Source organism: Roseomonas sp. 18066 (assembly GCF_902706185.1).
In the GTDB taxonomy this organism is placed as follows: domain Bacteria; phylum Pseudomonadota; class Alphaproteobacteria; order Acetobacterales; family Acetobacteraceae; genus Pseudoroseomonas.
Map to the genome: position 1 here is coordinate 1 of NZ_CACSJM010000093.1, position 25,103 is coordinate 25,103.

22 protein-coding genes are annotated in these 25,103 nt (G+C 72.1%); 14 read left to right on the forward strand and 8 right to left on the reverse strand.

The genetic code is table 11. From position 1 onward, the window contains the following. Positions 1–163: 163 nt before the first annotated feature. Positions 164–910 carry a uroporphyrinogen-III synthase gene (locus GVN67_RS18380; protein WP_159998628.1) on the reverse strand — a complete coding sequence of 249 codons (747 nt, stop codon included), beginning with the start codon at positions 908–910 and terminating at the stop codon, positions 164–166. 21 nt (positions 911–931) lie between these two features. After that, positions 932–1,984 (reverse strand): hydroxymethylbilane synthase, encoded by a 1,053-nt coding sequence (hemC, locus tag GVN67_RS18385; RefSeq protein WP_159998667.1) that lies wholly within the window; start codon positions 1,982–1,984, stop codon positions 932–934. A gap of 109 nt (positions 1,985–2,093) precedes the next feature. Between hemC and tsaD the strand changes: the two genes are divergently transcribed. The 3 genes from tsaD to GVN67_RS18400 are packed head-to-tail and all read left to right on the forward strand — an operon-like array spanning position 2,094 to position 4,973. After that, complete coding sequence (tsaD, locus tag GVN67_RS18390; RefSeq protein WP_159998630.1) at positions 2,094–3,161, forward strand: tRNA (adenosine(37)-N6)-threonylcarbamoyltransferase complex transferase subunit TsaD; 1,068 nt, start codon at positions 2,094–2,096, stop codon at positions 3,159–3,161. Beyond that, complete coding sequence (locus GVN67_RS18395; protein WP_159998632.1) at positions 3,158–3,985, forward strand: 23S rRNA (adenine(2030)-N(6))-methyltransferase RlmJ; 828 nt, start codon at positions 3,158–3,160, stop codon at positions 3,983–3,985. The genes tsaD and GVN67_RS18395 overlap by 4 nt, the downstream gene beginning before the upstream one ends. A gap of 7 nt (positions 3,986–3,992) precedes the next feature. Further along, positions 3,993–4,973 carry an NAD(P)H-dependent glycerol-3-phosphate dehydrogenase gene (locus tag GVN67_RS18400; protein WP_159998634.1) on the forward strand — a complete coding sequence of 327 codons (981 nt, stop codon included), beginning with the start codon at positions 3,993–3,995 and terminating at the stop codon, positions 4,971–4,973. A gap of 183 nt (positions 4,974–5,156) precedes the next feature. Here GVN67_RS18400 and ccmB read toward each other — a convergent pair whose 3' ends face one another. Both ccmB and ccmA read right to left on the reverse strand, forming a co-directional pair. Then, positions 5,157–5,807, reverse strand: coding sequence for a heme exporter protein CcmB (ccmB, locus tag GVN67_RS18405; RefSeq protein WP_159998636.1), 651 nt, complete (start codon positions 5,805–5,807; stop codon positions 5,157–5,159). Next, positions 5,804–6,412, reverse strand: coding sequence for a heme ABC exporter ATP-binding protein CcmA (gene ccmA, locus GVN67_RS18410; RefSeq protein WP_368667248.1), 609 nt, complete (start codon positions 6,410–6,412; stop codon positions 5,804–5,806). The genes ccmB and ccmA overlap by 4 nt, the downstream gene beginning before the upstream one ends. Before the next feature lie 85 nt (positions 6,413–6,497). Here ccmA and acnA point away from each other — a divergent pair, with 85 nt between their 5' ends. Both acnA and GVN67_RS30105 read left to right on the forward strand, forming a co-directional pair. Then, positions 6,498–9,194 (forward strand): aconitate hydratase AcnA, encoded by a 2,697-nt coding sequence (gene acnA / locus GVN67_RS18415; protein ID WP_159998640.1) that lies wholly within the window; start codon positions 6,498–6,500, stop codon positions 9,192–9,194. Between the two features lie 401 nt (positions 9,195–9,595). Continuing rightward, positions 9,596–11,206 carry a diacylglycerol kinase family protein gene (locus GVN67_RS30105; RefSeq protein WP_235035358.1) on the forward strand — a complete coding sequence of 537 codons (1,611 nt, stop codon included), beginning with the start codon at positions 9,596–9,598 and terminating at the stop codon, positions 11,204–11,206. Positions 11,207–11,441: 235 nt separating this feature from the next. On the opposite strand, the gene GVN67_RS18430 is transcribed toward GVN67_RS30105, so the two are convergent. Further along, a complete protein-coding gene (locus GVN67_RS18430) occupies positions 11,442–12,569 on the reverse strand; it encodes an MFS transporter (protein WP_159998642.1) in 1,128 nt (375 codons plus the stop codon). Between the two features lie 209 nt (positions 12,570–12,778). Between GVN67_RS18430 and GVN67_RS18435 the strand changes: the two genes are divergently transcribed. The 4 genes from GVN67_RS18435 (at position 12,779) to GVN67_RS18450 (ending at position 17,538) form a co-directional block, all read left to right on the forward strand. Next, positions 12,779–15,739, forward strand: a complete 2,961-nt coding sequence (locus GVN67_RS18435; RefSeq protein WP_200845306.1) for a helicase-related protein — start codon at positions 12,779–12,781, stop codon at positions 15,737–15,739. 13 nt (positions 15,740–15,752) lie between these two features. Next, complete coding sequence (locus tag GVN67_RS18440) at positions 15,753–16,103, forward strand: RNA-binding S4 domain-containing protein (protein WP_159998644.1); 351 nt, start codon at positions 15,753–15,755, stop codon at positions 16,101–16,103. Positions 16,104–16,221: 118 nt separating this feature from the next. Continuing rightward, positions 16,222–16,554, forward strand: coding sequence for a ferredoxin FdxA (fdxA, locus tag GVN67_RS18445; RefSeq protein WP_159998646.1), 333 nt, complete (start codon positions 16,222–16,224; stop codon positions 16,552–16,554). A gap of 399 nt (positions 16,555–16,953) precedes the next feature. After that, on the forward strand, positions 16,954–17,538 hold the full coding sequence (locus GVN67_RS18450) for a CarD family transcriptional regulator (protein WP_159998648.1): 585 nt from the start codon (positions 16,954–16,956) through the stop codon (positions 17,536–17,538). Positions 17,539–17,752: 214 nt separating this feature from the next. Here GVN67_RS18450 and GVN67_RS18455 read toward each other — a convergent pair whose 3' ends face one another. From GVN67_RS18455 to GVN67_RS18465, 3 genes are all read right to left on the reverse strand, one after another. Then, positions 17,753–18,538, reverse strand: coding sequence for a Bax inhibitor-1/YccA family protein (locus GVN67_RS18455; RefSeq protein ID WP_159998650.1), 786 nt, complete (start codon positions 18,536–18,538; stop codon positions 17,753–17,755). 151 nt (positions 18,539–18,689) lie between these two features. Beyond that, positions 18,690–21,221 carry an ABC transporter permease gene (locus GVN67_RS18460; RefSeq protein ID WP_159998652.1) on the reverse strand — a complete coding sequence of 844 codons (2,532 nt, stop codon included), beginning with the start codon at positions 21,219–21,221 and terminating at the stop codon, positions 18,690–18,692. Beyond that, on the reverse strand, positions 21,218–21,889 hold the full coding sequence (locus tag GVN67_RS18465; protein WP_235035359.1) for an ABC transporter ATP-binding protein: 672 nt from the start codon (positions 21,887–21,889) through the stop codon (positions 21,218–21,220). The genes GVN67_RS18460 and GVN67_RS18465 overlap by 4 nt, the downstream gene beginning before the upstream one ends. A gap of 199 nt (positions 21,890–22,088) precedes the next feature. Here GVN67_RS18465 and GVN67_RS18470 point away from each other — a divergent pair, with 199 nt between their 5' ends. From GVN67_RS18470 to GVN67_RS18490, 5 genes are all read left to right on the forward strand, one after another. Continuing rightward, positions 22,089–22,637: an arylesterase gene (locus tag GVN67_RS18470; RefSeq protein ID WP_368667249.1), complete on the forward strand. Its 549-nt coding sequence runs from the start codon at positions 22,089–22,091 to the stop codon at positions 22,635–22,637. Between the two features lie 6 nt (positions 22,638–22,643). Beyond that, positions 22,644–23,228: an RNA 2',3'-cyclic phosphodiesterase gene (gene thpR / locus GVN67_RS18475; RefSeq protein WP_159998658.1), complete on the forward strand. Its 585-nt coding sequence runs from the start codon at positions 22,644–22,646 to the stop codon at positions 23,226–23,228. Between the two features lie 66 nt (positions 23,229–23,294). Then, positions 23,295–23,717 carry a hypothetical protein gene (locus GVN67_RS18480; protein ID WP_159998660.1) on the forward strand — a complete coding sequence of 141 codons (423 nt, stop codon included), beginning with the start codon at positions 23,295–23,297 and terminating at the stop codon, positions 23,715–23,717. A 78-nt stretch (positions 23,718–23,795) separates the two neighbouring features. After that, complete coding sequence (locus tag GVN67_RS18485; protein ID WP_159998663.1) at positions 23,796–24,296, forward strand: copper chaperone PCu(A)C; 501 nt, start codon at positions 23,796–23,798, stop codon at positions 24,294–24,296. Between the two features lie 117 nt (positions 24,297–24,413). After that, positions 24,414–25,103 (forward strand): hypothetical protein (locus tag GVN67_RS18490; protein WP_159998665.1); only part of this gene is annotated, 690 nt, incomplete at its 3' end.

Sequence of the window (25,103 nt, forward strand, 5' to 3'; positions counted from 1 at the left end):
GATCGACGGCGTGGGCGTCTCCGGCGTGGCGCCGCCCAGCCCGCTGCCCAGCCCGCTCAGGGCGCGCGGCGGCACGGTCGGGTTCTTGCGGCCGCGGCCATCGCTACCCTGGGGGCTGTCCTTCGGTGTGTCGCTCATCGTCTCGTCTGCCCCTCTTTTCCGGTCAATGGCCGGGCTGGCCGGAAGCCTGGTGCGGGGCTGGGCCGAGCAGGGCCAGCAGCGCCGCGGGATCGGGCTCCCGGGTAGCACGGATGTCTTGCCATGGCATGTCCGCCAGCCGCCCCGCGATACGGGATGACAGCGCGAACGCCACCATGCCGCGCACGGTTTCGCCCAGACCCTCGCGGCGCAGCAAGGCCTGCGTCACTTGGGCCGAGCGGGGCGAGAGAAACAGGGCGCCGCGCACGATTCCGGCCTTGAGCGCGAGAATTGTCGGTGGCGGCAAGGTGATCGCCGGGATCGCAGCATAGACGGCGCGGCGCTGCACGGCGAAGCCGCGGCCGCGCAGCGCGGCGGCCAGCGCCAGGCTGTAGCCCTGGCCGGCGGCCAGCAGCAGGGCGCCGCGGCGGGGGTCCAGCCGGCCGGCGGCCAGCGCCGCCAGCGAGGCCGCATCCCCCTCGCCTTCGATGATCGACAGAAAACCGGCGGCGCGGGCCTCGGCGGCGGTGCCGCGGCCGACCGCCAGCACGGGCAGGCCCGGATCGAGGCGGCCGGCCAGCGCCCGGGCCGCGGCGCGGCTGGGCAGCAGCACCGCCTGGCAGGCGGGCGCGCGCCATTCGGGGGACAGGATGGAGGACAGCACCAGCGCCGGGGCCGGCCAGGGCTGCCAGCCCAGCGCCGCCACCGCCGCGGCGGTCTCGGCGCCCCCCGGCTCCGGCCGGGTCACCAGGATGCCGGGCTTTTCCCGCATCCGACCTGCCCTGTCCGCGGGCTAACTGGAGAAGATGTCGGCGGGGCTGTCGGCGCGCAGGCTCTCGCCCAGCTCGCGGCCCAGGCGCTCGGCATCGCCGGCGGCGCCATGCAGGCTGCGCTTCAGCAGGAAGCTGCCATCGGGCCGCGCGATCAGCCCGGTCAGGTGCAGCTCGCCGGTGGGCAGCAGCCGGGCATGGCCGCCGATCGGCGTGCGGCAGGACCCGTCGAGGGCGGCCAGCATCGCCCGCTCGGCGCGGGAGACGGCGCGGGCGGAGCGGTCCTCGATGCCGGAGAGCAGCTCGTGCAGCTCGACATCGGCCTCGCGGACGGTGACGCCGACGATGCCCTGGCCGGCGGCCGGCACCATGGCATCGGCATCCAGCACCACGCTGGCATGCTGCTCCAGGCCGAGGCGCTTCAGCCCGGCCAGCGCCAGCAGCGTGCCCTGGCAGTCGCCGGCGGCGAGCTTCGACAGGCGCGATCCGACATTGCCGCGGATCATGCCGACCTTCAGGTCGGGGCGGGCATGCAGCAGCTGCGCCTGGCGGCGCAGGCTGGCGGTGCCGATCAGCGCGCCGGCGGGGATGGCGCCGAAGGGGTCGCCGGGCTCGCTGCGCGGCGCGTCGGGGCCGAGGACGAGCGCGTCGCGGGCATCTTCCCGCGCCAGGGTGCAGGCCAGCACGATGCCGGGCGGCAGCTCGGTCTCCAGGTCCTTCAGGCTGTGGACGGCGAAATCGATGCGGCCATCCAGCAGCGCCTCGTGGATCTCCTTGGCGAAGAGGCCCTTGCCGCCGATATCGGCCAGGCGCCGGTCCTGGATGCGGTCGCCCGAGGTCGCGATCACATGCTCCTCGAAGGCCTTGGCATTGCGCAGCACCGGGCAGAAATGCAGCACCAGGTCGAGGAAGGTGCGGGTCTGCCACAGCGCCAGCGGCGAGCCGCGGGTGCCGACGCGCAGCGGCAGCGGCCGGCGCGCATGCGGCTTGACCGGCCCGCCGGAGGCGACGCCTCTTGCCGCGGCGGGGGCCTCGGTGGCATGCGCTGTCCCGGCCCGCAGATCTGCCGGGGCCATGGCGCAGGACAGGGCGAAGGCGCCTGCCGGGGCAAGCGGCAGGACGGGGTGGGCAAAGGACATGCGGGCGTCATAGAACCACCGCCCGGCATGGGGAAGGCAAGAACGGATGCGATCGGCGGCTATCGAGGGACCAGTGCTGGGCTTGGAGGCGAGCTGCGACGAGACGGCGGCGGCGCTGCTGGCGCCGGACGGCCGCATCCTGGCCGAGGCGGTGCGCAGCCAGCTGGCCGAGCACACCCCCTATGGCGGCGTGGTGCCGGAAATCGCGGCGCGCGCGCATCTGGCGCATCTGCCGGCGCTGGCCACCGAGGTGCTGGCGCGGGCCGGCGTCTCGTCTGACCAGCTGGGCGGAATCGCGGCGACCGCGGGGCCGGGGCTGATCGGCGGGCTGATCGTCGGCTCCAGCTTCGGCAAGGGCATGGCCATCGCGCATGGCCTGCCCTTCGTCGCCGTGAACCACCTGGAGGGGCATGCGCTGACCGCGCGCATCCCCGGCCTGGTCGAGGGCGGGGTGGAATTCCCCTATCTGCTGCTGCTGCTGTCGGGCGGGCATTGCCAATGCGTCGCCGTCGAGGGGCTGGGCCGCTACCGCCGCCTGGGCTCGACGCTCGACGATGCGGTGGGCGAGGCCTTCGACAAATCCGCCAAGCTGATGGGCCTGCCCTGGCCCGGCGGCCCGGCGCTGGAAAAGCTGGCGCAGACGGGTGATCCGAAGAAGTTCCCCCTGCCCCGCCCGATGCTCGGCCGCCCCGGCTGCGACTTCTCGTTCAGTGGCCTGAAGACGGCCGTCGCACAGTCGATCCCGAAGCTCGCCACCGAGCAGGACCGCGCCGACCTGGCCGCCGCCTTCCAGTATGTCGTCGCCGCCGTGCTGGCCGACCGCGCCCGCAACGCGCTGGCCATGCTGCCCGGCGCCACGGCCATGGTGGTCGCCGGGGGCGTCGCCGCCAACCAGGGCGTCCGCGCTGCCTTGTCCGGCGTCGCGCAGAAGGCCGGGCTGCCGATGATCGCGCCGCCGATCCGGCTCTGCACCGACAATGCCGTCATGATCGCCTGGGCCGGCATCGAGCGGCTGCGCGCCGGCCTGACCGAGCCGCTGGACCACGCCCCCCGCCCCCGCTGGCCCCTGGCCGAGCTGACCGGTCCGGACGCCCATCAGGACATGGGGGCATGAACTATCGCCACGCCTTCCATGCCGGCAACTTCGCCGACTGCATGAAGCATGCGCTGGTCGTCGCGCTGATCCGCCGGCTGGCGGCCAAGGACAGCCCGTTCCGCGTGCTCGACAGCCATGCCGGCATCGGCGCCTATGACCTGGCCGGCAGCGAGGCCGAGCGCACCGGCGAATGGAAGCGCGGCGTCGGCCGGCTGCTCGACATCGCCGACGGCCCGCTGGCCGACTGGATCGCCCTGCTGAAGCGCGCCGGCTTCCCGCCGCGCTACCCCGGCAGCCCCAGCCTGGTGCGCATGCTGCTGCGCCCGCGCGACCGTCTCGTCCTCTGCGAGCTGCATGAGGAAGACCATGCCACGCTGCGCACCCTGTTCCGCGGCGATCCGCAGACCGCGGTCCACAAGCGCGACGCCTGGGAGGCGCTGACCGCGCTGACCCCCTTCGCCGAGAAGCGCGGGCTGATCCTGGTCGACCCGCCCTTCGAGGTGGAAGGCGAGTTCGACCGCATGGCCGAGGCGCTGATCGCCGTCGCGCATCGCTTCCGCAGCGGCGTGCAGGCGCATTGGTACCCGATCAAGCACCGCACGCCCGTCCGCGCCTTCCACACCGCGCTGGCCGAGAGCGGGGTGCGCGACATCCTGGCCCTCGAGCTCTGGCTGCGCGAGCCGACCGACCCGCAGCGGCTGAATGGCTGCGGGTTGGTGGTGGTCAACCCGCCCTGGAAGTTCGAGGAAGAGGCCGAGGCCATCCTGCGCGCCCTGCTGCAGCAGCTCGGCGATGGCGAGCCCGGCCAGGGCTTCGCCGTCACCCGCATCGCCGAGGAATAGCACCCGCATGGACCGTATCGCGGTGATCGGCGCCGGCGCCTGGGGCACGGCGCTGGCGATCCAGGCCGCCCGGGCCGGCGGGGCGGTCAGCCTCTGGGCGCGCGACCCGACCCGCACCGCCGAAATGGCGCGCCGCCGGGAGAACGCGGCCCACCTGCCCGGCATCGCCCTGCCCGAGGGCCTGGCGATCACCGCCGACCCGGCCGAGGCGCTGGACGGCGCGACGCTGGCCCTGCTGGTGGTCCCTGCCCAGCACCTGGCCGCGACGCTGGCGCCCTTCCCGCCGCTGCCGCCCAGCCTGGTCGCCGCCAAGGGCGTGACGACCAATGGGCTGCTGTTCCCGCTGGAAAGCCTGGCGCGGATCCGCCCCGCGCTGGTGACCGGCATCCTGTCCGGCCCCAACTTCGCCGCCGAGGTCGCCGCCGGCCTGCCGGCCGCGGCGGTGGTGGCCAGCACCGACGCCGCCCTGCGCGAGGCCGCCATCGCGCGGCTGGGCACGCCGGGCTTCCGCCTCTACGGCCAGGATGACCCGGTGGGGGCCCAGGTCGGGGGGGCCGCCAAGAATGTCATCGCCATCGCCGCCGGGGCGGTGATGGGGGCCGGCCTCGGGGAAAACGCCCGCGCCGCCCTGGTCACCCGCGGGCTGTCGGAAATCGGCCGGCTGGCCGAGGCGCTGGGCGGCCGCGCCGATACCGTCGCCGGGCTGTCCGGCCTGGGCGACCTGCTGCTGACCTGCACCGGGCCGGGCAGCCGGAATTTTTCCCTCGGCTTCGCCCTGGGCCAGGGGCAGACGCTGGCGGATATCCTGGCGGCGCGGAACAGCGTGACCGAAGGCGTCGCCACCGCCCCCGCCTTGCTGGCCCGCGCGCAATCCGCGGGCGTGGACATGCCGATCACCGCGGCGGTCTGCGAGCTGCTGGCGGGGCGGCATGACGTGCCGAGCGCGGTGCGGGAATTGCTGGGAAGGCCGCGGCGGAGCGCTGAGTGAGAATTATATTTAGAGAAGAAATTTAAGAGAAGAATCTGGGGGCATTGAATGCCCCCAGGCCCCCACATTCATTTTGCGTCACGCACCGAAGCAGCGTCCCGCCTGTGGCCTCTTGGCGCCAACTGATGGCGGGGTCCGGGGTGATACTATCACCCCGGAATCTTCTCTTAATTTTCTTCTCTTTCAGTCTGCTCTCAAAGCCGCCCCTGCCGCCAACGGCGCCAAAGGTGCCGCCGCCGCCGCGAAAGCCGCCAGCAACAGGATGAACGGCCGCCAGCTCACCCCGCTGGCCGCCGCCTCAATCGCCGCCGCGCCGAAGATCATCGCCGGAATTGCCAGGGGCAGCACCAACAGCGGCAGCAGCACCCCGCCCCGCCGCGCGCCCAGGGTGAGCGCCGCCCCCGCCGTGCCGAGCAACGAGAGAATGAGCGTCGCCAGCCCCAGGGCCAGCATCGCCACCCCCCAGGCCGCCTCCGGCAGGTTCAGCATCGCCGCCGCCACCGGCGTCGCCAGCAGCAGCGGCGCCCCGGTGGTCAGCCAATGCGCCAGCGCCTTCACCGCCGCGATCTGCGTGCCCGACAGGCCGGAGAGCAGCAGCTGGTCGAGCGAGCCATCCTCCGCCTCGGCGCCGAACAGCCGGTCGAGCGGCAGCAGGGCGGCCAGCAGGGCGGCGGCCAGCAGCGCCCCGGGGGCGAGTCGCGCCAGCGTCTCCGGCGCCGGGCCGACGCCGAAGGGGAAGAGCGCCGTGACCAGCAGGAAGAACAGGCATGCAGCCAGGGTATCGGCCGGGTGGCGGGCGGCCAGCAGCAGCTCCCGCCGCAGCAGCGCGATCATGCCGGGCGTCCCAGGCGCAGCGCGCGCGCGCCGGGCAGCGGCAGCGGCACATGGGTCGCCGCCAGCACCATGCCGCCGCGGGCCCGATGCGCAGCCAGCAGCCCACCGAAACGGGCGATCGAGGCGGCATCCAGCCCGACCGAAGGCTCGTCCAGCAGCCAGAGCGGCGCCGGCGCCAGCGCCAGCCGGGCCAGCGCCAGGCGGCGCTTCTGGCCGGCCGACAGCAGCCGGGCGGGCAGCTCCGCCAGCGGCAAAAGGTCGACGGCATCAAGGGCTTCGGCGATGTCGCCGCCCCAGCGCCGGGCCCAGAAGCGCAGGTTTTCTTCCACGCTCAGGCTCGGCTTCAGCGCATCGGCATGGGCCAGGTAGCGCAGCCGCCCGGCATGGACCGCAGGATCGGTCAAGATCGGCTGGCCATCCCATGTCAAAGCCCCCTCGGCCAGCGGGATCAGCCCGGCGAGCAGACGGAGCAGCGTGGACTTGCCCGCGCCATTGGCGCCCATCAGCAGAATTGCCTCACCCGGCGAGACGGTGAAACTCAGCTCGACGAAGACGACTTGCTCTCCTCGCAGGACGGCTATGTTTTTGGCTTCCAGCACGGGCACCCTGTCCTCTCCCCTCCGATAGACCGGGGGGACGCCCTATGTATAAACGGCAGAGTTCGCAGCAAAAAGTGAGGGACCCCGGACCATGCGTATGATCGGGCAGGATAGCCTCAAGGCGCGCAAAGCGCTGACAGTGGACGGAAAGACTTATCACTATTTCAGCCTCCCCGAGGCGGCGAAGAGCATCGGCGATCTCAGCCGCCTGCCCTACAGCCTGCGGGTGCTGCTGGAGAACGTTCTCCGCTTCGAGGACGGGCGTGCCTACACGGTGAAGGACGCCGAGGCGATCGCCGAATGGGTCCAGGAAGGCCGCAGCAGCAAGGAAGTGCCGTTCCGCCCCGCGCGCATCCTGATGCAGGACTTCACCGGCGTGCCCGCGGTGGTCGACCTGGCGGCGATGCGCGACGGCATCCTCAAGCTCGGCGGCGACCCGCGCCGGGTGAACCCGCTGGTGCCCGTCGACCTGGTGATCGACCACTCGGTGATGGTCGACGTCTCCGGCAGCGCCGCCTCGCTGCAGAAGAACGTCGACATCGAGTTCGAGCGCAACGGCGAGCGCTATGAGTTCCTGCGCTGGGGCCAGGAAGCCTTCAACAACTTCCGCGTCGTGCCGCCCGGCACCGGCATCTGCCACCAGGTGAACCTGGAATACCTGGCGCAGGTGGCCTGGACCGCGACCGATGCCGGCGAGACCTTCGTCTATCCCGACAGTTGCTACGGCACCGACAGCCACACCACCATGGTGAACGGCCTGGGCGTGCTGGGCTGGGGCGTCGGCGGCATCGAGGCGGAGGCGGCCATGCTGGGCCAGCCGATCGCCATGCTGATCCCCGATGTCATCGGCTTCAAGCTGACCGGCAAGCTGCGCGAGGGCATGACCGCCACCGACCTGGTGCTGACGGTCACCCAGATGCTGCGCAAGAAGGGCGTGGTCGGCAAGTTCGTCGAATTCTACGGCCCCGGCCTGGCGGAGATGGCGCTGGCCGACCGCGCCACCATCGCCAACATGGCGCCCGAATACGGCGCGACCTGCGGCTTCTTCCCCGTCGACGACGTGACGCTGGACTATCTGCGCCTGTCCGGCCGCGAGGAGCACCGCATCAACCTGGTGCGCGAATACCTCCAGGCCCAGGGCATGTTCCGCACCGCCGACAGCCCCGACCCGGTCTTCACCGACACCCTCGAGCTCGACATGTCGACCGTCGAGCCGTCGCTGGCCGGGCCGAAGCGGCCGCAGGACCGCGTCGCCCTGTCGAACGCCGCCGTCTCCTTCGCCAAGGACCTGGCCGCCGGCACCATGGGCGTGCCCGGCGACCAGGCCGACCTGCGCGTGCCCGTCGCCGGCGCCAATTACGACCTGGGCCATGGCGACGTGGTGATCGCGGCGATCACCTCCTGCACCAACACCTCCAACCCCTATGTGCTGGTGGCCGCCGGGCTGGTGGCGAAGAAGGCGGTGGCCAAGGGGCTGACCGCGAAGCCCTGGGTGAAGACCTCGCTGGCCCCGGGCTCGCAGGTGGTGACCGAATATCTCGACAAGGCCGGGCTGACGCCGCATCTGGACGCGCTGGGCTTCCAGACCGTGGGCTATGGCTGCACCACCTGCATCGGCAATTCTGGGCCGCTGCCGGAGCCGATCGTCGACGCCATCGAGAACAACAAGCTGGTCGGCGCCTCGGTCCTGTCGGGCAACCGCAACTTCGAGGGCCGCGTCCACGCCAATGTCCGCGCCAACTACCTGGCCTCGCCGCCGCTGGTGGTGGCCTATGCGCTGGCCGGCACCATCACCCGCGACCTGACGCGGGAGCCGATCGGCAACGGCTCGGACGGCCAGCCGGTCTATCTGAAGGACATCTGGCCGACGACCAAGGAGGTGCAGGACACCGTGCACGCCGTGGTCACCCGCGAGATGTTCCAGGAGCGCTACTCGGACGTCTTCCAGGGCCCGGCGCAGTGGCAGGCGATCCGCGTCGATGCGAGCTCGGAGACCTATCGCTGGAACTCCGGCTCCACCTACGTGCAGAACCCGCCCTATTTCGAGGGCATGGAGGCCACGCCGGCGCCGATCGCCTCCTTCTCCGGCGCGCGGATCCTGGCGCGGCTGGGTGATTCGATCACCACCGACCACATCTCGCCCGCCGGCAATATCCGGGCGAAGTCGCCGGCCGGCGAGTTCCTGATGGCGCATCAGGTGCGGCCGGCGGACTTCAATGGCTACGGCTCGCGCCGCGGCAACCACGAGGTCATGATGCGCGGCACCTTCGCCAATATCCGCATCAAGAACGAGATGGTGCCGGGCATCGAGGGTGGCGTCTCCAAGCACTACCCCTCGGGCGAGGTGGCGCCGATCTACGACGTCGCCATGCAGTACAAGGCCGAGGGCGTGCCGCTGGTGATCTTCGGCGGCAAGGAATACGGCACCGGGTCGTCGCGCGACTGGGCGGCCAAGGGCACCTTCCTGCTGGGCGTCAAGGCGGTCATCGTCGAGAGCTTCGAGCGCATCCACCGCTCGAACCTGGTCGGCATGGGCGTGCTGCCGCTGGTCTTCAAGGAAGGCGAGAACCGCGAGACGCTGGGCATCACCGGCGAGGAGACCATCGCGATCGAGGGGCTGGAAGGCCTGGCGCCGCGCATGCTGCTGGACATGGTCATCACCCGCCCCGACGGCTCGGTGACCCGGACCGAGGTGCTGTGCCGCGTCGATACCGCCGACGAGGTCGAGTACTACAAGAATGGCGGCATCCTGCACTACGTGCTGCGCAGCATGGCCAAGGCCGCCTGATCCAGGCTGGCTTCCATGAGAAAGGGGACGCCCGGCGGTGCCGCGGCGTCCCTTTTTCGTGTCAGGCGGGGTGCGTGTCAGGCAGGCTCGGGCGTGGCGCTCAGTTCTCGGGGCGCTGCAGCCGCAGCTTGCCGAAGAGCGGCGCCGCCCAGGGCAGGGTCAGCAGGCCGCGGAGGGTGTTGCGGGCGGTCAGGGCGCGGCCGAAGGTCCAGCTCATGGGGGATGCTCTCGATGATCGGGGGGTCCCTCCTTCCTGGTGGGCAAGCGCATCCTGGCCCCGGGCGGTAAACAACCACTGAAAACGGCACGAGAAATTTTGATCGGCGTGACGCGGTGTCTCGGCGCGCAACTTGCGCCGATCGCTGGCATTGCCCCGTCACAGCCTGGCATCCCCCCACCCCATGCGCGCCACCCTGCTGCTCAACCCCCGCGCCGGCACGCTGCTGGACCAGCCGGACCTGCCGGCCCGGCTCGAGGCCGCGCTGCGCGCCGCAGGCTTCTTCCTCGATGTCATCGGCGCCGAGGCCGGCGAGACCCTGCCCCAGCGCCTGGACGCAGCCCTGTCGAAGGGAAATCCGGTGCTGATCGTCGGCGGCGGCGACGGCACCCTGCGCAGCGTCGCCGCCCGCCTGCAGGGCAGCGACATCGCCCTCGGCCTGCTGCCGCTGGGCACCATGAACCTGCTGGCGCGCGACCTGGGCCTGCCGCTCGACCCGCTGCAGGCCGCCGAGGCGCTGGGCCAAGCCGAGATCCGCGCCATCGACCTGGCCGAGGTCAATGGCGAGATCTTCCTGTGCCAATCCGTCGTCGGCCTGCCCAACCGCCTCGGCCTGCACCGCGAGCGGCTGCGCGGCGACGGGCGCCTGGCCGCGCGCTGGCGCATGGCGGTGGCGACGCTGCGCGCCTTCTGGCGCCACCCGCCGCTGCGCCTGGCCTGGCAGCTCGATGGCGGCCGCACCCGCCGCGCCTGGACCCGCGCCCTGTCGGTGGTCAGCAACGAATACGCCGACGCGCCGGGGCGGATGTTCCACCGCCCGCGCCTCGATGGCGGCCAGCTCAGCCTGCATGTGGCGCGGGATTTCGGCGTCTGGTGGCTGCTGCGCCTGCTGCTGGCCATGGCCGCCGGCCGCTGGCGCGCCCGCCCTGGAGGAGCCGCTGGCATGACCCTGCCCCGCCGCATCGACCATATCTCGGACCTGCATTTCGGACGGGTCGACCTCGCCGTGGCCGATGCCCTGGTCGAGACGCTGAACGCCGACCCGGCCGACCTGATCGTCATCAGCGGCGACCTGACGATGCGGGCCCGATCCCGCGAGTACAAAGCGGCCTGCCGCTTCATGGCGCAGCTGAAGGCGCCGCAGATCGTGGTGCCCGGCAACCATGACATCACCAACTACTGGCCGTGGGAGCGCTTCCTCGACCCCTTCGGCCGCTGGCACCGCTTCGTCGGCGGCGAGACCGAGCCGGTGTGGCGCGATGACCAGATGGCGGTGATCGGGCTGAATACCGTGGTCCGCGGCGGCCTGCACCTGTCCTGGGAAGAAGGCCGCGCCAAGCGCAGCCGGATGAAGCGCCTGCTGCGCCGCCTGGACGAGCTGCCCCCCGGCCTGTTCCGCATCGTCGTCGCCCACCACCCCTTCCTGGCCCCGGAAGACGCGCCCGACACGCCGCTCGCCCAGCGCGCCGCCCCCGCCCTGGAACAGCTGCAGGCCGCCGGCGTGCGGCTGATCCTGTCCGGGCACCTGCACCGCGGCTACGTCCGCCTGCACCGCGGCACCAGCCGCACCACCAGCCCCGGCGGCCAAGCCCGGCCGGAACTGCTGGTGGTCCAGGCCGGCTCCGCCATCTCCACCCGCCTGCGCGGCGAATCGAACGCCTATAACCGCATCGTCATCCAGGACAGCCACGCCCGCATCGAACCCCGCCGGTGGAACGGCTCATCCTGGGTCAGCGCGGCAGCACCCGCCTGGCCCCTCGAAGTGCTGGCAGAGCAGGCGAAGGCAGCAGAGTGAAAGTTCGGGGGAATGAATTCCCCCGAACCCCCTTCTTTTTTCTGATCACCGGCCGTTCGGGGGACCTGCGCTTTGCCGGCACCGGCATGAGGGCAGCGCGGCGGGACGCCATTTAAATAAAATGGCGCATGCCCAAAGGTCGTGCTGCGGTTTGGCCGTTTCACGTCCCGTCGCCACGTGGACATGGCAATCTGACAGAAAGAAGAAGGGGTCCAGGGGAATTCATTCCCCTGGCCTACCTCTGTGTTTCTGCTGGAATCTTCAAAGACAGCGCCAGCGGGATCGCCAGCGCGCAGAGCAACGCCATCACCCAAAACATCCCGCCCCCGAAGTTCCGGTACAGCGGCCCGCAGGCCAGCGTCATGGCGCCGGTCATCAGGCCCACGCCCAGCGCCGCGTGCAGGGACTGGGCGGTGCCGGTCTGGCTGGCGGGCACCAGGCGCAGCAGCAGGTGCATCGCCGCCAGGTGCTGGGCGCCGAAGGTGAAGGCGTGCAGCCACTGGGTCGCCACCAGCGCGGGCAGCCAGGCGGTGCAGGACAGGATGGACCAGCGCAGCACGCCGCTGCCGGCCGCCAGCAGCGCCAGGCCGCGCGGGCCGATCCGCCCGACCAGCCGGCTGCCCAGGAAGAACAGCGCCACCTCGCCCACCACGCCCTCGGCCCAGAGCAGCCCGATGGTGGAGGCCGAATGGCCGGCGGCGGCCCAGTGGATGCTGCCGAAGCCGTAATAGGCGGCGTGGCTGCTCTGGATCAGGCCGGACAGCAGCAGCAGGCGGGCGAAGCCCGGCAGCCGCAGCGTGGCGCGGAAGCCACCCGCGCCGCGGCGGGGGCCGGTGGTGGCGGGCTTCGGCAGCAGGCCGGCGGCCAGCAGGGTGGCCAGCAGCAGGCCGGCGATCAGCCAGGGCACGACGCCGAAGCCGAACTGCCCGGCCAGCCACCCGGCCAGGATGGCGGCCAGGATATAGGCCACCGACCCGCCGGCGCGGACCTGGCCGTAGTCGAAGCGGCCGTCGCGGGCGGCGGCGAGGGTCAGGGTGTCGGCCAGCGGCACCAGCGGCGCGCTGGCGGCGTTCAGCAGCAGCTGCGCCGCCAGGAAGCCCAAGAAGCCGGCCACCACCAGGAAGCCGCTGGCGGCGGCGGCGCCGACCAGCGCCATCAGCCCCAGCAGCAGCCGCGGATCGGCCAGGCGGTCGGCCCAGCGCCCCGCGGCGGGGCCGGCGACCAGCCGCACGCCGGAGCCGAGGGCCAGGGCCAGCGCGATCTGCTCGGCCGACAGCCCGCGCGCGGCCAGGAAGCTGGGCAGGAAGGGCTGCACGACGCCGATGGCGGCGAAGACGGCGCCATAGAGCGCCAGATAGGGCAAAGCGTGGATGGCCGGGGACCGCTGTGGCAGGGGCCGGCATTCTCGGCGCCCCTGGTGCGGAAAGTCCATGGGGGGCGCGGGCGAGTCGCGCCGCCCCGCGATGCTGCGCCGCGGCGGCTGCCGGTTGCAACGCGGCGTCCGAGGCGTCACTTAAGGGCGCGATGGCCCTCCGCCCTCCTTCCCCCGCCTTGGCCCATGACGCCTCGGGCATGTTTCCGGCCCGGGTCAAGGCCGTGCTTGGCCCGACCAACACCGGCAAGACGCATCTGGCGATCACCCGGATGCTGGCGCATGCCTCCGGCATCATCGGCTTCCCGCTGCGGCTGCTGGCGCGGGAGAATTACGACCGCATGGTCGCGGTGAAGGGCCCGCGCCACGTGGCGCTGATCACCGGCGAGGAGAAGATCATCCCCGCCGAGGCGAAGTGGTTCGCCTGCACGGTGGAGGCCATGCCGCTGGACCGGCGGGCGGAATTCGTCGCCGTCGACGAGATCCAGCTCTGCGCCGACCCCGATCGCGGCCATGTCTTCACCGACCGGCTGCTGCATGCCCGCGGCCTGGTCGAGACCATGTTCCTCGGCGCCGAGACCATCCGCCCGCTGCTGCAGCGGCTGGTGCCGCAGGCCGAGATCGAGACCCGGCCGCGGCTGTCGCAGCTGTCCTATGCGGGGCCGGCCAAGCTGACCCGGCTGCCGCCGCGCTCGGCCGTCGTCGCCTTCTCGGCCGGCGAGGTCTATGCCATCGCGGAGGCCATCCGCCGCCGCCGTGGCGGCTGCGCGGTGGTGATGGGGCGGCTGTCGCCCCGCACCCGCAACGCCCAGGTGGCGCTGTACCAGAACCGCGAGGTCGACTTCCTGGTGGCGACGGACGCCATCGGCATGGGGCTGAACATGGATGTGGACCATGTCGCCTTCGCCAACCTGCAGAAATTCGACGGCCACCGGCCGCGCATCCTGACGCCGCAGGAGGCTGCCCAGATCGCCGGCCGGGCCGGGCGCGGCATGCGCGACGGCACCTTCGGCGTCACCGCCGACTGCCCGCCGCTGCCCGACGAGATGGTCGGCAAGATCGAGGGCCACCAGTTCGAGGCGCTGATGACGCTGGCCTGGCGCAACGCGGCCCTCGACATGACCAGCATCGACGCGCTGCTGGACAGCCTGGGCACGGCGCCGCCTTTCGCCGGGCTGTCCAAGGGCAACGACGCCACCGACCACATCACCCTGGCCACCCTGGCCCGCGATCCGGAGGTCAGGAAGCTGGCCCAGGGCCGCGCCCGGCTGCGGCTGCTGTGGGACGCCTGCCAGATCCCGGACTTCCGCAAGCTGTCGGATGACAGCCACACGCGCTTCTGCGCCCGGGTCTTCACCCATCTGGCGAAAGAGGGCCATCTGCCCGCGGATTGGGTTGCCGGGCAGATCGCCCAATGCGCAAATACCGAGGGCGACCTCGATACGCTCATGGCGCGGCTATCGGCGATCCGCGTCTGGACCTATGTTGCCGCGCGGGCCGACTGGATGCGCGACGCCCTGCGCTTCCAGAACGACGCCCGTGCCGCCGAGGATGCGGTGAGCGATGCGCTGCACGAAAGGCTGACGGCCCGCTTCGTGGACCGGCGTGCCGCGCATCTGATCCGCCGCCTGGACGACACCGCCGAAGAGCTGCTTTCCGCCGTCACCCGCCAAGGCGAAGTGGTGGTGGAAGGTCATCCGGTTGGCCATGTGACGGGTTTCATGTTTGAACCCGATGCCGCTGCGGGTAATGGGGAGGAGCGAAAGCTTGTCCTGCGTGCCGCCCGCCGTGCCCTGCAGAGTGAGATGCCGAAGCGCGTGACTGAGATCGAAACCGCGTCCGACGACGCATTCGCCCTGACGCCCTCCCATCGGATCACCTGGAACGGTGCCGAGGTCGCCCGTCTGCGACCTGGCCCTACCCCGGACAAGCCGCTGGTGGAGCCGATCGACTCCGATTTCCTGGACGGCGCCCAGAAGGAGCGCATCCGCGCCCGGCTGGCGACCTGGCTGGAGGCCCTGATCAAGCGCGAATTCGCCGCGCTCGACACGGTCGAGGCCAAGGCGGCCGAGGATGGGACGCTGCGCGGCCCGGCCTTCCGGCTGCGGGAATATCTGGGCCTGGTGCCTGGCGGCACCGAGGGCGACGTGAACCCCGAGCTGCGGCAGAAGCTGAAGGCGATCGGCATCCGCGCCGGCCGCTTCGCGCTGTACCTGCCTGAGGTGCTGAAGCCCCGGCCGATGGCGCTGCGCGCCCAGTTCTGGGCGCTGAAGGCCGATTGCGACGTCCCCGTCGTCCCCGGTGGCGGCCTGGTCTCGGTGCCGCCCCCCGAGGGCTGGCCCGAGGGCTTCGCCGAAACCATGGGCTGGGTGACCGCCGGGCCCGTGCTGCTGCGGCTCGACGTCGCCGAGCGCGTCGCCGGCGAGCTCGGCCACCTGACCCGCCGCGCGCCCGCCATGCTGCCGCCGGATGTGGCCAGCCGGCTGGGCGTGAAGGCCGATATCCTGCCGGCGGTGCTGCAGACGCTGGGCTTCCGGCTGCTGCCGGCCGAGGCCCTCGCCGAAGACGCCTTCGGCCCGCCCGGCCCCGCCATGGTCAGCGCCCGGCGCGAGGAGCGCGGCCCGCGCTTCCGCCCCGGCGACAGGGGTGACCGCCGGCCGCAGGGCGACCGCCGCCCCGACCGCGCCCCGCGCCCGCCGCGCGACGCCGCCACCACCCCGGGCGAGCCGCTGCCCGAAGGCGCCGAGGCCGCGGCCGAGGGCGGCCCGCGCCCGGACAACCGGAACCAGGACAATCGGGGCCGCGACAACCGGGGCCGCGATGGCGCGCCGCGCGGTCCGCGCCCCGAGCGTGCCGCCGGCGAGCAGCGTCCGGCTGGTGAGCGTCCGGCCGGCGAGCGTCCTGCCGGTGACCGCAGCGGCGGCGCCCCCCGTGGTGACCGCAATGGCGATCGCAGCGGCCCGCCGCGGGGTGACCGCCGCGATGGTCCGCCGCGTGGCGACCGGCGCGACGGCCCGCCGCGCGGCGACCGCCGTGGCCGCGACGACCGCGGGCAGGAGCCGCGCTCCTTCTCCTTCGATGGTGGTGGGGCCAAGGGCAAGGGCCCGGATCCGGACAGCCCCTTCGCGGTGCTCGCCCGGCTGAAGCTGGGCAAGGACTGAGGCGGCCCCGGCCATGGCGGAAGCCGAGGACCGGGACTGGCAGCGACTCGATAAATGGCTGTGGTGCGCGCGGGTGGCCAAGACCCGCGCGGACTGCGCCCGGCTGATCGAGGCGCGCCGGCTGCGGCTGAACCGCCAGCCGGTCGACAAGGCGCATGCCAGGCTGCGGCCGGGCGACGTCATCACCCTGGCGCTGGGCGGCCGTAACGGGCCGCTGAAGGTCTGGCGGATCCTGGCCCTGGCCGAGCGCCGTGGCCCGGCGCCTGAGGCGCGGGCGCTGTACGAGGACCTCTCCGAGGGGGGTGCCACGCCGGCCCCGCCCGGGTCCGGCGACATCGAAGGCGACACCCCGGACGACACCTGACGGCGCGGGCCAAGCCTGCGGAAAAGGAGGTTGCGCGCTGCCCGGCATCGGGCCATTGCTGCGCCGCGCTTCACTGCCCGGGAAATGACCTGCCCGTCGCGCCTGAGGGATCCTGACCGTGACCTACGTCGTCGCCGAGAACTGCATTCGCTGCAAGTACATGGATTGCGTGGAAGTCTGCCCGGTGGACTGCTTCTACGTGGGCGAGAACATGCTGGTCATCCATCCGGACGAATGCATCGATTGCGGCGTGTGCGAGCCGGAATGCCCGGCCGAGGCGATCTTCCCCGACAGCGACGACAAGGCGGTCGACTGGGCCGAGCTCAACCGCACCTATTCCCAGCAATGGCCGAACATCACCCGCAAGGGCGATGCCCCGGCCGATGCCGAGGACTGGAACGGCAAGCCGGACAAGAAGCAGTATTTCGACCCCAATCCCGGCGCCGGCTGACGCTTCCCCGACCCCTGCCCTGCCAGGCTGCGCCCGGCCCTGCCTCCTCCCCTGGGGCGGGGACGGGTGACGCGCGCGGTTTTTTTTGCTAGGGTGGCGACAGGGCGAGGTTGTCCACGCTGCGGCGCGGCCCCACCCTTTCTGAAGAGTCGCGCGTCGTCAGGCCGCCGCCCGGTGCTGGATCCGGGCGAGCCACGGTGGTGCCGCCGCCGGCCAGGGTCTCACGGCCCGGGCCGTCCGGCCATTTGCTTCGCAGGAGTTGAGAGCGAATGAGGCCACCGACCGGCGTGCGATGCTTCCCCTCCGCAATGCGAGCCGGCTGCGGCCGAATCCAGATCCTCCCGCCGATCCTTTCCCTGACGATCCTTCCACCGTCATTTCCCCGGATGTCGACCTGGCATGGCTGATACCCCTTCCCCGACCCCTCCCACCGACAGCGGCGTCGCCGCCGGCCCGTCCCGCCCGGCGCCGCCGCCGAAGCCGCTCGGCAACCAAGGCAGCGAGTTCAAGGCCGGCGACCACGTCGTCTACCCGACGCATGGCGTCGGCCAGGTGCAGGGCATCGACGTCATGTCGGTGGCCGGCACGGAGCTGAAGGTGATCATCGTCACCTTCGAGGAGAACCGCATGACGCTGCGGGTTCCGCTGAACAAGGCGGCGTCCTCGGGCCTGCGCAAGCTGGCCGGCAGCAACATGATGGGCGAGGCGCTGGAGACGCTGAAGGGCCGCGCCCGCATCAAGCGGACGATGTGGTCCCGCCGCGCCCAGGAATACGAGCAGAAGATCAACAGCGGCGACCCGGTGCAGATCGCCGAGGTGGTGCGCGACCTGCACCGCAACGCCGGCCAGCCGGACCAGTCCTTCTCCGAGCGGCAGATCTATGAGCTCGCCATGGACCGCCTGGCGGCCGAGGTCGCGGCGATCGACGGCAGCGACAAGAACGCCGCGATGGTGAAGCTGCTGGAGCATCTGAAGCAGGCGTGATGCTTGCCTCAGGCGCCGGCGCCGCCATCCGGCGGCTTGGCTGCGCGGCATAGGCCGCGGCGCCCATCCGGGCGCTCAGCCGGCTTCGCCGGCTGCAAGTCCGGCACCGGACAGGCCGAGCGTATAGAAAAAACCCCGGAGGGCCGAGCCCTCCGGGGTTTCTTTTTGACCGCCGGTCGCCGATGGCGGGCATCGCCCGCCATCAACTGACAGATTAATCCTGCTGGCGGACGCCGATGAACTGCAGCAGCAGCTGGAACAGGTTGATGAAGTTCAGGTACAGGCCCAGCGCATCGAAGACGCTGCGCTTGGCGGCTTCATCGGTGCCCTCGGCATAGGCGAATTCCTGGTAGTCCGCCTTGATGCGCTGCGTGTCGTAGGCGGTCAGGCCGACGAAGACCACGACGCCGATGACGCTGATCACCAGGGCCAGCACGCCGCTGCCGATGAACATGTTCACCAGGCCGGCGATGATGATGCCGATCAGGCCCATCATCATGAAGGCGCCCAGCTTCGTCAGGTCGGCCTTGGTGGTGTAGCCGTAGAGGCTGACCGCCGCGAACATGCTGGCCGTGATGAAGAAGGTGCTGGCGATCGAGCTGCCGACATAGACGCGGAAGATGCTCGCCATGCTGGCGCCCATGGCGGCGCAGAACAGCCAGAACAGCGCCTGCACCGAGGCCTTGCTCATCCGGTTGATGCCGAAGGACAGCACCAGCACGAAGGCGAGCGGCGCGATCATGGCCGCGAAGCCCAGGATGGTCGGCTGCGTCGCGATGCCGCGCTGGGTGCGCACGACCGTGTAGAACAGGTCGGCGGCGCCGGTGTTCGCGATCAGGTAGGCGATGATGCCCGTCAACAGGAGGCCCGAGGCCATCCAGTTGTAGACGCGCAGCATGTAGGACCGCAGCCCGGCATCGACGGCGGCCGCGTCGGCCGTCGCCACGCGGCCCCAGCCGGGCGCGCCCGTCGTGTAACGATAGTCGGGACCAGAGGCCATAGCGTTCGAAACTCCTCACATCGCGGAGAATCCGCGGGTCTAGCTGTATATGGACTATCGGTAATCTGGATCAACGGCAAAGCCAAGCCAGGCCGCGTGCCCACGCAGATTCTTTTCGCCGCGTCGTCTCCCTGGGCTCCTCGTTGCCCGGTTACTCGTTGCGCAGCAAGGGGGCGGCGCGCGCCCGCAGCGCCAGCGCGGTGCCGGCATAGCCCAGCACCAGGGTCAGACCCGTGCAGCCCAGGATGGTCGCGGCCAGGGTCCCCGGCAGGAAGGTCCAGTCGGTGCGCATGACATAGCGCGCCACCGCCCAGCTGGCCGCGGTGCCGCAGGCGGCGGCGATCAGGCCCGCGGTCAGCCCGACCAGGCCGAATTCCACCATCCAGGCGCGGCGGATCTGGCCACGGCTGGCGCCGATCACCTTCAGCACCACGGCGTCGCGGATGCGGCGGCGCTGGCCGGCCGCCATGGCGCCCGCCAGCACCAGCCCGCCGGCGACCAGGGTCAGGCCGGAGACCGCCGACAGCGCCACGCCCAGCCGCTCCAGCAGCCCGGTCACCGCCTGCAGCGCGTCGCGCACCCGGATGCCGGAGACATTGGGGAAGGCGTCGGTGATGGCGCGCAGCACCGCCGAGTCGCGCGCCGCGTCGCCGCGGACCGTCGCGATGTGGGTGTGCGGCGCCGCCTCCAGCAGCCCCGGCGAGGCGACGAGGACGAAGTTCAGCCCCAGCCCCTGCCATTCGATCTGCCGCAGGTTGGCGATGCGGAAGTCGAGGTCGCGGCCCAGCACGTTCAGCTGCACGGTGTCGCCGACGGCGACCCCCCAGCCCTCGGCCAGCCGGGCGTCGAGCGAGAGCAGCGGCGGGCCGCGGTAATCGGCCGGCCACCATTCGCCGCCGACGATGCGGGTGCCCTCGGGGGGCGTCGCCGCATAGGTCAGGCCGCGATCGCCGCGCAGCGCCCAGCGGCTGTCCTCGGTGACCTGCATCTGCTCGACGGGCACGCCCATCACCGCGGTGATGCGGGCGCGCAGCGAGGGCACGCGCTTGACCTCGGTGACGCCGGGCAGGCTGGCGGCCAGCGCGTCGAAGCGCGCCGCCTGGTCGGACTGGATGTCGATGAAATAGAAGTTGGGCGCGGCGCCCGGCAGCTGCTGGCTCAGCTGGTGGCGCAGATTGCCCTCGATCATGGCGACCGCCGACAGGGTGGTCAGGCCGATGCCCAGCGCCACCAGCAGCAGCGCGGTCGGCGCGCCGGGGCGGTGCAGATTGGCCAGGCCCAGCCGCCAGGCCGGGTTGCCGGTGCCCTTCATGCGGCGGGCCAGGCGCATCAGCAGCGTCGCACCCAGGCGGAACAGCAGCAGGGTCGCGCCAGCCGCGGCGCAGAAGCCGGCGGCGAAGCCCGGCTGGTCGGCGCTGCCGATCACCAGGGCGACGAGGGCCACCACCGCCAGCGCGTTGATCGCCAGCAGCTTCAGCCGCGGCCGCACCGCCACCCGCTGCACCGTGTCGCGGAACAGCGCCGCACCCGGGATCTCGCGGGCCCGGGCCAGCGGCCACAGCGCGAAGGCCAGCGCGGTCAGCGCGCCGTAAAGCGCCGCCTCGGCCAGCGGCGCGGGGTAGATGCCCAGCTGCGGCGGCACCGGCAGGGCGTCGGCGAAGGCCTGGGCGCCCAGCAGGGTCAGCCCCTGCCCCGCCACCAGCCCGAGCAGGATGCCCACCGCCGACAGCGCCGCCACCTGGATCAGATAGGTCAGGAAAATGACCCGCGACGGCGCGCCCAGGCAGCGCAGGGTCGCGATGGTGCGGGCCCGCTGGTCGAGCCAGGCGCGCACGCCGGTGGCGACGCCGATGCCGCCGACCAGCAGCGCGGTCAGCCCGGCGAGCGTCAGGAAGGAGGCGGCACGGTCGAGGAAGCGGTTGACCCCAGGGGCGGCCTCGCCGGCGGCGCGGATGCGCCAGCCGCCATCATCCTGGCTGGCGGCGCGCAGCTCGCGGATGAAGGTCTGGACCGACACGCCCGGCGGCAGGCCGATGCGGTACTCGTAATGGATCAGGCTGCCGGGCTGCACCAGGCCGGTGCGCGCCAGGTCGGCCATCGGGATCATGGCGCGGGGGCCGAGGATGGCGGGGCTCGCCACCTTGTCGGGCTCCGAGCGGATCAGCCCGGCCAGGCGGAAGCTGGCCTCGCCCAGCCGCAGCCGGTCGCCGGGCGACAGCGCCAGCCGCTCGGCCACCAGCGGCTCCAGCGCGACGTCGCCGGCGGCGAGCGCTTGTCCAGCCGGCAGCGGCGGGTCGAGCTCCAGCGCGCCGTAGATCGGGTATTGCCCGTCGACCACCTTGAGCTCGACCAGGCTGCGCTCGCCGGAGGGCGCCACGGCCATGGCGCGCATCTCGACCACCGAGGACAGCCTGGCGCCGCGGGCGCGGATCCAGTCCTGCGTCGCCGGCGGCATCGGCAGGGAGGCGATGCGCACCGCGACGTCGCCGCCCAGGATCCGCGCGCCATCGGCGGCCAGCCCCGCCTCGGTCGCCGCCCGCAGCGTGCCGACGGCGGCGATGGCCGCCACCCCCAGCGCCAGGCAGGCGAGGACGATGCGCAGGCCCTTGATGCCGCCGCGCAGCTCGCGGCGGGCGAAGCGGGCGCCGAGCAGGATGCTGCTGGCGTATCCCGTGCCGCTCACGCGGTTTCGTCCGAGACCAGCAGCCCGTCGGCCATGCGCAGCCGCCGGCTGCAGCGGGCCGCCAGCAGCGGGTCATGGGTGATCAGCAGCAGGGTGGTGCCGAGCTCGTCGCGCAGGCCGAACAGCAGGTCCATCACCGATTGCCCGGTGGCGCCGTCCAGGTTGCCGGTGGGCTCGTCGGCCAGCAGCAGGCTGGGCTCGCCGACCACGGCGCGGGCCAGGGCCACGCGCTGCTGCTCGCCGCCCGACAGCTGGCCCGGGTAATGGTCCAGCCGGTGGCCGAGGCCGACCCGGCGCAGCGCCAGCCGGGCGCGGTCGAAGGCGTCGCGGCGGCCGGCGAATTCCAGCGGCACCGCGACATTCTCCAGCGCCGACATGGTCGGGATCAGGTGGAAGGCCTGGAAGACGATGCCCAGGTGGTCGCGGCGGAACCGCGCCAGAGCATCCTCGCTGAGCGCCGCCAGGTCGTGGCCGGCCACGCTGAGCGCGCCGCCGGTGGCCCGCTCCAGCCCCGCCAGCAGCATGAGGAGCGACGTCTTGCCCGAGCCGGAGGGGCCGACCAGGCCGACCGCCTCGCCCCGTTTCACATCCAGATCGAGACCGCGGAGGATGTTGACCTCCCCCCCCGCCGCCGCCACCTTGAGGGTCAGATCGCGCGCCACGATCAGGCGCGGGTCGCTACCCGCCCCATTCCGGGGCGTCGTCGCGGGGGAGAGGATGGCGTCTGGTACGTCCGGCATGACCCGCAGATATGGCCGCCACGCCGCAGTGCGAAGGGCATTTCTGGGCCTGGGATTGTTTCTTTCTGTCTCAGCCGTCACCTGGCAGGGCTCCGCGGTTGCCGCGGACCCACCGATCCGGGTGCTGATGCTGGGCGATTCGATCACCGCCGGCTATGGCCTGGCCAAGCCCGAAGCGCTGCCGGCGCAGCTCGAGGCTGTTCTGAAGGCCGCCGGGCTGGCGGTGACCGTCATCGAGGCGGGCGTCTCCGGCGACACCACGGCGGGCGGCAAGTCGCGGCTGGAATGGGCGCTGGCCGACAAGCCGCAGGCGGTGGTGGTGGCGCTGGGCGGCAATGACGGGCTGCGCGGCCTGGCCCCTGCCGAATCCTACGCCAATCTGGCCGATATCCTGGCGCGGCTGAAGGCACGCGGCCTGCCGGTGCTGCTGGCGGGGATGCTGGCGCCGCCCAATCTGGGCGCCGATTACGGCCGTGATTTCTCGGAGACATTTCGCCGCCTGGCCTTGGAAAATCCGGGCATGGTCTTTTATCCCTTCCTGCTGGAAGGGGTCGCCGGCGACCCGGCGCTGAACCAGCCCGACCGGATCCACCCCAACCCGGCCGGCGCCCGGGAAGTGGCACGCCGCATGCTTCCCGCCCTGCGGGAGCTGTTGTCCAAGGTGCAGGGAGGTTGAGCCACCATGCCACGCCTGTTCGTCGCCCTGGCCTTGCCCGATCCCTTGCGGGAGCAACTGGCGGATCTCGCCGGCGGCATTCCCGGCGCCCGCTGGGTCGCGCCTGAGAACTACCACCTGACCCTGCGCTTCATCGGCGAGATCGAGGGCTGGCAGGCCGACGAGGTCGACGAGGCGCTCTCGGCCATCCGCGCCAAGCCTTTCGACCTGTCGCTGGCCGGGCTCGACATTTTCGAGAAGGCCGGGCGGATCACCTCGCTGCACGTCAGGGTGGAGCGCAGCGACCGGCTGCTGCACCTGCAGTCCAAGGTGGAGACGGCGCTGCAGCGGGCCCGGCTGCCGCCCGAGCGGCGCCGCTTCGCCCCGCATGTGACCCTGGCGCGGACCGAGCGCGCCGCCCCGGAGAAGCTGATCAGCTTCGTCCAGGCGCATAACCTGTTCCGCCCGGAGCCGGTGCCGATCGACCATTTCTCCCTGTTCTCCTCCCGGCTGGGCAAGGAGCAGGCGCATTACGAGGCCGAGGTCGACTACCCCCTGGCGCGGCCGCCGGTCGATGCCGAGGGCCTCTCCGCCCGCGCCGCCGGGTCCTGAGGCGCCGCCGCCGGACCGGATGCCCGCTTTCCACCCGGCGCATCCTGGTCTAGGCCATCGGCCGTGATGCGGCGATTTTCCTGGCGTCCCCTGCTGCTGCGTGTTGTCGCGCTGACGCTGCTCGTGCTCAGCGTCGCGGCGCCGGCGCATTGCCTGCGCGGCGCCCGGCCGGCCAGCGTCGAGGAGAGTTGGGCGCAGCTCGGCATCGCCATGCCGATCTGCACGCCGGACGGCCTGCGGATGGCTTCCGGCATGGCTTCCGGCGACGACCAGGCCCCGCCTGGCCATGACGGCGCCGGGCATGACGAGCCCGGCTTCTGCGCCGTCGCCCAGGCCCTGCCGCAATCCCGCCTGCCCGAGCCGCCCGCCCTGCCGCTGCCACGCTGGCAGCTGGCCGATGCGACCGGGATCCGCGCCGGGCCGGCAGCGCCGCTGCTGGCGATCAGCACCACCCCCTTCGTCGCGCGCGGCCCGCCTTTGCCCGTCTGAGTCCGGTTCCGCTGTTACGTTTCTTATTCTTCCTGGCCGCGCGGCGCCTGCCCGCGGCCCTTCCAGGACGTCCAGACCATGGCCATCACCCGCCGCCCGCTGCTCGCTGTCCTCGCCGCCGCCGTCCTCCTGCCGCTGCTGCCGCGCCGCGCCGCCGCCCATAGCTACACCGCCGGCGACATCGCCATCGGCCATCCCTGGAGCCGCGCCGCCCCGCCGCGCGGCACCGGCGCCGGCTTCATGACGCTGAAGAACACCGGCAGCGCGCCGGACCGCCTGGTCGCCGCCCGCGCCGCCATCGCCCGCACCGTGGAAATTCACACCCATCTCCGCGAGGGCGACGTGATGCGCATGCGCCAGGTCGAGGGCGGCGTCGAGATCGCCCCCGGCGCCGAGGTCGCCTTCACCCCCGGCAGCTTCCACCTGATGCTGATCGGGCTGACGGAGGCCCTGGTGCAGGGCCAGCGCGTCCCCGTCACCCTGGTCTTCGCCCGCGGCGGCGAGGTCACCGTGGAGCTCGCCGTGGAATCGGCCGGCTACCGCCCCTCGGGCAGCCCGGCCGGCGGCCACAACCACTAAGGCGTCCTGCCCGGCGGCGGCTCGCCGCCGGGTTGCCGACCGCCGCGTATTTACCTGTGATTTTCATTCTGGCGCCAGCATGATCCACGGCCGCAGCTCCCGGGGGAGGCGGTCGCCATGTTGGCCAACAATCCGCGCATCTTCATCTTCAAGGAGCTGCTGGACGAGGTCTATCTGCTGCTCGACCACGTCTCGCGGCAGAACAACCAGTCGCTGGCGGCGCTGACCGCCGAGGACCCCGGCAAGCCGCAGCTGGTCGTCCCCGGCGACGCCAACGCGGCCACCCTGCAGGCCATCCTGACCCATGTCGCCATGCTGCGCCTGCCGCCGCAGGGCAATGAGGAGCGCCAGGCCGAGGATGCCGCCTTCCTGCTGATGCTGCGCGACCGGCTGAGCAGCATGGTCGCCCCGGCCAACGGGCTGAGCATCGCCTTCACCACCATGACGGTCGGCTTCATGCGGCTGCCGCATCGCTGGCGCCGCCGCCGCGCCCCGCTGGTGCCGGGCTTTTCCCTGCGCCGCGACATGGCCAGCCGCGCCTATCCGACGCTCGCCCGCCCGGCCCAGGCCACCAGCAGCTTCATCACCCTGCTGATCCTGGGGCTGCTGCTGCTGGGCATGATGATCGTCGGCCTGTCGGGCGCCGCCACCTATGGCCGGTCCCTGCTGCAGCAGCTGGCCGAGGCCAACCGCGCCCAGGCCACCGCCCAGCAGATGATCGAGGCCGCCCAGCCGCCCGACACCGGCGGCCCGCGCGCCCCCCCGGCCCCGGCGCCGATGGCCATGGCCATCGGCGCCGGGGCCGGG